The organism is Micromonospora lutea (assembly GCF_016863535.1).
GTDB lineage: Bacteria > Actinomycetota > Actinomycetes > Mycobacteriales > Micromonosporaceae > Micromonospora > Micromonospora lutea.
This window is the reverse complement of sequence record NZ_BOPB01000054.1, coordinates 1-1332: the sequence shown is the minus strand read 5'-3', so window position 1 is coordinate 1332 and position 1332 is coordinate 1. Positions and strand designations below refer to the sequence as shown.

Sequence of the window (1332 nt, the reverse complement as noted above, 5' to 3'; positions counted from 1 at the left end):
AGGGCCCCGGCAAAGTCGTCAGGTGATGTTGAGCAGTGCCAGCGGGCGGGTGCTGTCGCGGGCGTGATGCCGGTTGGCGGCGGCGATGTTGGTGGCCCCGCTCAGGCGTAGGGCGCTGATCGCGGCGTTGCGTAAAGCGGCCATGACTTCGGGGCCGGTGCCGGTGCGGATCTGGCTGCGGTCCTCGTCGTAGGTGACGTCGCGGACCCAGTGGACCTTGTTCTCGATCGACCAGTGTTCGCGGGTCCACGCTGCCAGTTGTGCCGGTTTCGCCTGATGGACGCGGAGATCGGTGATGGCGTAGACGGTTTCGGTGGTGAAGCGTTTCGGTTGGTCGAGGCGGCGTCTGCGGCGGCGGATCTGGATGGCTTGGGCGGCGTGTGGGAAGTCGATGCCGGTGGAAATCGTCAGGATCTTGCAGCTGCGGATCTCGCGGCGGCCGTGTCCTCGGTCGGTGTCGCGGGTGGCGTCCGGGACTGCCCGCCAGGGCAGTGCGGTGAGCTGCGCGTGCAGGTGGGGTTGGTTGCCTTTGACGGTCAGGATCCAGTGAGCGCCGCGTTCGGCGAGGTAGGTGACGTGCTCGCGTTGGCAGTGCAGGGCGTCGGCGGTGATCACCGTGCCGCGCAGGTCGCCGATCTGGTCGAGCAGCGGCGCGAACCGGGTGATCTCGTTGGTCTTGCCGTCCACGGTGGTGCTGGCCAGGACCACACCGGTGGCCTGGTCGCAGGCGGTCATCACGTGCCGGGCAGGGGTATCGGTGGTGCGGGAGCCCCGCAGGGTCTTACCGTCGACGGCGATCGCCCGACCAGCCATTGCGACGGTGGCGGTGGCCCGGCCGGCGAGCCAGACACTGATCGCCGCGGTCAGTAGTTGCGGGTCTATGGCCTGCAACAGCCGACGGATCATCGCCTCCGATGGACGCCGATCCGGGATCATGCCCAAAGCGAGAGCCGTTGCCGCCGGCACGTCGGCGACCCATTCGGCGATCGCGGCGTACGAGCGATAGCCGGCGACCACAGCACACACGGCTGCGGTGACCACGACCGTCAACCGGTGCCGGACACCTCGCCTGGCGCGTGGATCAGGCAGACCGGCGAGCGCATCGGGCAGCCCACCAGCGGTTTCGGCAACGGTCAACGCCGGTGCGCAGGACACCGACGAGATCAGCGATGATGACAGTGCGGGCATGACTCACTTCGGGCGATCAGCATGGCGTAGAGAACCTTGATGATCTTCTGAGCCGGTCATGCCCGTCTTGCTGCCACCACCAACGGCGCTTCTACCCCAAGCCTCACAAGTCGGACACCGTCACGACTTTGCCGGGGCCCTGGG

1 protein-coding gene is annotated in these 1332 nt (G+C 67.6%); it reads right to left on the bottom strand.

All coding sequences use genetic code 11. The features are described from left to right. Nucleotides 1-18: 18 nt before the first annotated feature. Nucleotides 19-1188 carry an ISAs1 family transposase gene (locus Vlu01_RS27305; RefSeq protein WP_239096165.1) on the bottom strand — a complete coding sequence of 390 codons (1170 nt, stop codon included), beginning with the start codon at nucleotides 1186-1188 and terminating at the stop codon, nucleotides 19-21. Between the last annotated feature and the right edge of the window lie 144 nt (nucleotides 1189-1332).

Excerpts from the sequence above, each read along its gene's own strand:
- Vlu01_RS27305 (WP_239096165.1), bottom strand. The coding sequence starts at position 1,188 with ATGCCCGCACTGTCATCATCGCTGATCTCGTCGGTGTCCTGCGCACCG.